Source organism: Rouxiella silvae, assembly GCF_002093625.1.
GTDB classification, from domain to species: domain Bacteria; phylum Pseudomonadota; class Gammaproteobacteria; order Enterobacterales; family Enterobacteriaceae; genus Rouxiella; species Rouxiella silvae.
Window position 1 is genome coordinate 1 of record NZ_MRWD01000107.1, and the last position, 6,203, is coordinate 6,203.

Below are 6,203 nucleotides of genomic sequence, written 5' to 3' on the forward strand. Positions count from 1 at the left end.
TAAATCAAAATCAGTGGTCACGTGTTGTGGCTTTTGTGCTTTATCGCCCTTATCACCGCCCCCGTTTGGGGGAGGTTAGGTGGGGGTTAGGTGACTCAGGTTCTCGATAAATAGCCAGACTCTTGAGCGGCTGCTCCCCCATCCCTGCCTTCCCCCGCTGAAAAGAGCGAGGGAAGGGGCTAAATCAAAATCAGTGGTCACGTGTTGTGGCTTTTGTGCTTTATCGCCCTTATCACCGCCCCCGTTTGGGGGAGGGTTAGGGGGGACGACGGTGACTTAGGTTCTGAAGAAATAGCCAGACGCTTCAGCCGCTGCTCCTCCATCCCTGCCTTCACCCGTTGAGGAGAGCGGGGGAAAGGGGCTAAACCAGAAACCGGTGCTCAGGTGTTGTGGCGTTTGTGCTTTATCGCCTTTATCACCTCCCCCGTTTGGGGGAGGGTTAGGGTGGGGGAAAGGCGTCTCCGAAAAAACATTGAGATGCTGAAGAAAGAACTGCGTTACCAATGCCCCATTTCCGCATGATATTTTTTCTGAACCGGCATTACGGCACGAAATAAACCTGTGTATTGAGATACTGAATCAAATTCCGACAGCGCCCGAATTAATTGATGAGGTAAACCATGCACAATGTATTAAACACCCAATCTATCACTGAAGATGATATCGACTGGCTTGCGCTGCGTGAAGAGCACGTGCCGCGGGGCATAGTCACGGCACACACTCTGGTGGTAACGAAGGCTAAAGGTTCTGAGGTCTGGGGTGACGACGGTCGGCGTTATCTTGATTTTGTCGGTGGTATCGGGGTATTAAACGTTGGGCATAACCATCCTGAAGTGGTTAAAGCCGTGCAGCGTCAATTAGAAAATGTCTCACACGCCTGCTTTCAGGTTGTCGCTTACCCTCCTTATATCGAGTTGGCAAAACGACTGAATAAAGTGGTAGGGAAGGGCGAGCATTATAAATCTGTGCTGTTCACTTCCGGCGCCGAGGCGGTAGAAAATGCCATCAAAATTGCGCGTTCCTTTACTGATCGCTCCGGCGTTATCGTATTTGACGGTGCTTTTCACGGCAGAACCTTATTAGGTTGTGCGCTTACCGGCATGAGTCAGCCTTATAAACAAAACTTCGGGCCTTTCCCCGGTGATATTTATCGCATTCCTTATCCGAATGCGTTTCACGGTATTACTCCCGAAGATTCGCTTAACGCATTAGATAAACTGTTTGCCACGCAAACCTTGCCCGACCGCGTGGCGGCAATCATGATTGAGCCGGTGCAGGGCGACGGTGGATTCTTGCCTGCGCCAAAAGCCTTTATGCAGGCACTGCGTGACTTAACCCACAAGCACGGCATTTTATTGATTTGCGATGAAGTGCAAACCGGCTTTGGTCGTACGGGAAAAATGTTTGGTTTTCAGCACTCTAATATCACCCCTGACCTGATTACCGTGGCCAAAAGCCTCGGCGGTGGCCTGCCTATTTCAGGCGTGGTGGGCAAAGCAGAAATCATGGACTCACCGACGCCGGGCGGCCTCGGTGGCACATATGGCGGTAACGCTTTGGCCTGTGCTGCCGCGCTTGCCGTACTTGATGTCCTGGAAAACGAGCGCTTGCTTGAACGTTCGGTAAAACTGGGCCAACAACTTGAGGCCCGACTGCGTCAATTAGCGGAGAAGTATGCCTGTATCGGCGAAGTCCGCGGTGTGGGTTTTATGCAGGCGGTTGAAATTGTCGACTATGACACCGGTAAGCCAGACGCAGCCTTGACGGAAAAGATCCTCCACTGCGCCTGCGATGCTGGACTGTTGCTGATTAAATGCGGCCTGTATCGCAACACTATTCGCTTCCTCGCGCCGCTGGTCACCACCGATGCGCAGTTGGAAGAGGCGATGCATATCTTTGATATTGCACTGGCGCGCGGAACCGGCCGTCTTGACTGATTTTTTCTAACTATTTCATAAACTTTGATTAAATAATCGGCGTAATAACTCTCTGTGTCTGGCTCTGGTATTGAGACATAAAATCATGATATACCCTAGTGTATTAATCATGGATTAAATGTAATTTCAGGGTCGAATCAGGCGCAGAGGGAATCCTGCTCTTTATTCCCGGTCGACGCTCAAGAAGACAGTGAGGTGCTATGAACGGCTTTTTAAAACTTGATCGTATCGACATAAATATACTGGTTCAACTGCAAAAAGACGGTCGAATCAGTAACGTTAACTTGGCCGATACGGTAGGCCTCTCCCCAAGTCCTTGCTTGCAGCGCGTGAAGCGCCTTGAAAGCGCGGGGTACATTACTGGCTATGAGGCACACGTTAACCTGCCTAAAATCACCGACTCCGTTACCGTGTTTACCGAAGTCACTTTGCAAGGGCATCGTCGAGAAGAGTTTTCAAAGTTCGAGAACTGTATCCGCGAATATGACGAGCTTATCGAGTGCCATCTGATTACCGGCGGTTATGATTATCTGCTGCGTTTCATCACCCGCAGTATTGAACACTATCAGGAAGTCATAGAATCTTTACTTGATAAGAATATTGGTATCGACAAGTATTTCAGCTATATCGTTATCAAATCCCCGATAATCAAAAGCAGTGTACCTTTGCGTACGTTGCTCACCCAGCAAATGCAAAACACCAATTAATCTCATCTTATTCTGATTACCCTCGGCATTAAAAAAGCGTCGAGGGCTTTTATTTCAACTTAATGTGCCTTTTTTTACACTTTTATGGTTTATTTTCATTTTGTGATCAAACTCATTCTTGATTGCTGAGTAAGAAACGAATATGGTTTATTCAATCAGCCTGATTTATGTATGGGCATAAAGAAATTTCCTATCTCGATAGATCCTCAGTGAGGGAGAAGACGCTTAAAAAGTTATGGCAAGGTTAATGAGTGGAGGTGATGAATGGTGTTAACCCGAGATTTTCTGCGTAACGCAGACTGTAAAACAGCATTCGGCAGCATCGATGAGTCAATGTTATTGACCTCAGAACAGCGCTCGGCCTCGCTCGACTGTACCTTGGCGAGAAGACCGGACAACAGCCCGGTGTGGATATTCGGCTACGGTTCTTTGATGTGGAATCCTATCTTCGACTCCGAAGAGTCTTGTCCTGCCACCCTTAACGGTTTCCATCGCGCTTTTTGCCTTCGTTTAACCGCGGGTCGAGGCACACAGGCTCAGCCAGGTCGTATGCTGGCGTTGAAAGAGGGCGGCAGCACCACCGGCCTGGCATTCCGCCTGCCGGAAGAAAAACTGCGTGAAGACCTTGAGCTGTTGTGGAAGCGTGAGATGCTCACCGGCTGCTATAATCCGACCTGGTGCGACCTTGAACTGACGGACGGTAGAACGGTGACTGCGTTAGTGTTTATTATGAACCCGCTGCATTCGCTGTTTGAAGCCGACACTAGCTATCAGGTTATCGCGCCACTCATCGCTAAAGCCAGCGGCCCACTGGGCACGAATGCGCAATATCTTTTCTCGCTTGAACAAGAGTTAAAAAATTACGGCATGCGGGATGACTGCATGAGCGAATTAGTCAATCAGGTAAGATTTTTATTAGGCATTGACGCCCCGTTGTCGGGTATTACCCTCACTTAAAAGCCCTCATCTGCCGTGCAAATAATGCCTTTCTTACGAGAAAGGCTTTTTTTTACTTTATGAATTGAACTTTTACACAAAACAGTCAAACCCCCGTATTCCCTAGGGTTGCAATTGCATACCTCCTGCTCATAATGTGAATCGATCTAATAACCATTCTCATTATCTTTTATTTCAGGGAAACGTATGCACGCGCAAAAACCGGCTAAGCGGGCGCTTTCGACGCCACAGAAGCTGCTATCCGTCTCAATTTCAGCTGCACTTGCTTTGGTCAGTATGCCGCTATTGGCCGCCGCGAGTACCGCCACCGGCGCCGGTTCGACCAGCGCGAAAAGCGGCGATACCCTCACCGTCACCGCCGTACCCCAGCAGTTTACTTCTGGCGGAGACCAACTGCTTCCAGCCTACCTCGATGGCGGTTTTGCCAACGGCGGACGTCTGGGTTTTTTAGGTGAGCAGAACGCGCAAAATGTGCCTTTTAGCGTGGTGAGCTATACCTCTAAACTGATGCAGGACCAGCAGAGCCGTACCTTGGGTGACGTGCTGAGCAATGACGCCTCGGTGCAAACCGCCAATGGCTATGGTAATTATGCGGAGACCTTTGTCATTCGCGGCTTCCCGCTTGACGGCGATGACGTGTCCTACGGCGGGGTGTACGGCATTCTTCCCCGCCAGATAGTGCCGCTGGAGCTGGCCGAAAGGGTGGAATTGCTCAAAGGCTCAAGCGCCTTTATGAACGGCGTTCCTCCTGGCGGAACGGGCGTCGGCGGCAGTGTTAACGTTGAACCTAAACATGCAACAGATGCCCCTATTAACCGCGTTTCCGTTGATTATGGCTCCTCTTCACAAACCGGCGGCTCGCTAGATTTGGGGCGTCGCTTCGGGGATAACAATCAGTTTGGCGTGCGCGTGAACATGGTGCATCGTGAAGGTGATACCGCCATCGATAATGAGAAAAAACGTCTTACCATGGGGTCGATTGGCCTGGACTATCGTGGCGATCGATTTCGCACCTCGTTTGATTTCGGCGTTACTAAGCAAACCATTCACGGCGGCCGCCCAGTGGTTTATCTCGGCTCCGCCACTGAAATTCCTTCTGCGCCAAAATCGACCAGTAACTACGGCCAGCAGTGGGCCTATACTGACATGACCAATGAGTTTGGCCTGTTGAAAGCCGAGTATGATCTCACCGATAATTGGACCGTATACGCCGCGGGTGGGGCGAATCATGACCATGAAGACGGTATCTACAGCTCGCCGACGCTCACTGACAACAGCGGTGACTCATCGTCCAGCCGCATGACGGTGCCTTATCGCTCGGACAGCGTTTCCGGTCAGGCCGGTATTCGCGGCAAGTTTGATACCGGCTTTATCAGCCACAGCGTGAACTTCGGCGTAAGCTCACTTTATCGCAAAGTGCGCAGCGCCTACACGCTGAGCAGCAGCTCAATTATCAGCAATATCTATGACCCAGTTTCTGTAAATCAGCAACCGGGCACGCTATATACCGGTGGTGATATGTCAGGTCCGGGCGTCACTAACCGCACGCGTTCCGAAGGCGTGATGCTTTCAGACACCCTCTCAATGCTTGATAATCGGCTACAGTTGATCGCCGGTTTACGCCGTCAAAATGTGATGGTCATGAACTATGACTACACCGGCGCCGCCAGCTCAAGTTTCGACCAAACCAAAGTCACACCAGCCTTTGGTCTGGTCGTCAAGCCGTGGGAGCACGTTTCGTTTTATGCCAACCACATTGAGGCGTTGCAGTCGGGTGAAACCGCCGGCACCACTTACAACAGCGTATTGGTGACTAACGGCGGCCAGGTTTCAGGCATTGAAACCTCCAAGCAAAACGAAGTGGGTGTTAAGGCAGATTTTGGTCGCGTAGCCACCTCGTTGGCGTTCTTCGAGATAACCAAACCGGTCGGTATGTACACCCGCAATGGCAATAATACCTATACCTACGGTAACTATGGCGAAGTGCGCAACCGCGGCGTTGAATTGAATCTGTTCGGTGAACCGCTGCTGGGCGTTCGCGTCAACGGCAGTGCCACCTTTATGGACCCGGACATGACTAAAACGCAGGACGGCGCTTACAACGGCAACGACGCCGTGGGCGTTCCGCGCTATCAGTGGGTGGTGGGAGGAGAATGGGACCTGCCGGGCATGAGCGGCCTCACGGCAACCGGCAAGGTTATCCGCACCGGACCACAGTATGCCAACGAAGAAAACACCCTAAAGGTTGATGCCTGGACGCGTCTTGACCTCGGCCTGCGCTACGTTATGCCGGTTAAAGACAGCACGTTAACCTGGCGTGCAACGCTAGAAAATGTCACCAACGAGAAATATTGGGCGTCGGCCACCGGGGGTTATCTGACTCAGGGCGATCCGCGTGAGTTCAAGCTTTCGGCGACTTACGATTTCTAATCACTCGCTCGTTAACCTGCGGGGATATTTACCGCAGGTTATTTTCATTAAAGCCAAGCCTAAACGTTACGTCTAACTGTTATTTACGTACGGTACAAAAGCTATTTTTATTATTATTCGCTCATAACTATTTTATATACTCCACGCGACGTAACTCCTCTTGCTAATAAAC

At 50.7% G+C, this 6,203-nt stretch carries 4 protein-coding genes; all 4 read left to right on the forward strand.

The features are described 5' to 3' along the window. Nucleotides 1-620 precede the first annotated feature (620 nt). The 4 genes from gabT to BS639_RS24350 all read left to right on the forward strand — a co-directional run bounded on the left by gabT (nucleotide 621) and on the right by BS639_RS24350 (nucleotide 6,031). Nucleotides 621-1,937 (forward strand): 4-aminobutyrate--2-oxoglutarate transaminase, encoded by a 1,317-nt coding sequence (gene gabT / locus BS639_RS24335; RefSeq protein ID WP_055779863.1) that lies wholly within the window; start codon nucleotides 621-623, stop codon nucleotides 1,935-1,937. Between the two features lie 200 nt (nucleotides 1,938-2,137). Continuing rightward, entirely contained in the window at nucleotides 2,138-2,644 is a 507-nt protein-coding gene (locus tag BS639_RS24340; RefSeq protein WP_055779860.1) for an Lrp/AsnC family transcriptional regulator, read from the forward strand. 267 nt (nucleotides 2,645-2,911) lie between these two features. After that, complete coding sequence (locus BS639_RS24345; protein ID WP_173882130.1) at nucleotides 2,912-3,601, forward strand: gamma-glutamylcyclotransferase; 690 nt, start codon at nucleotides 2,912-2,914, stop codon at nucleotides 3,599-3,601. A 186-nt stretch (nucleotides 3,602-3,787) separates the two neighbouring features. Then, nucleotides 3,788-6,031 carry a TonB-dependent receptor gene (locus BS639_RS24350; RefSeq protein ID WP_084984622.1) on the forward strand — a complete coding sequence of 748 codons (2,244 nt, stop codon included), beginning with the start codon at nucleotides 3,788-3,790 and terminating at the stop codon, nucleotides 6,029-6,031. Nucleotides 6,032-6,203 lie beyond the last annotated feature (172 nt).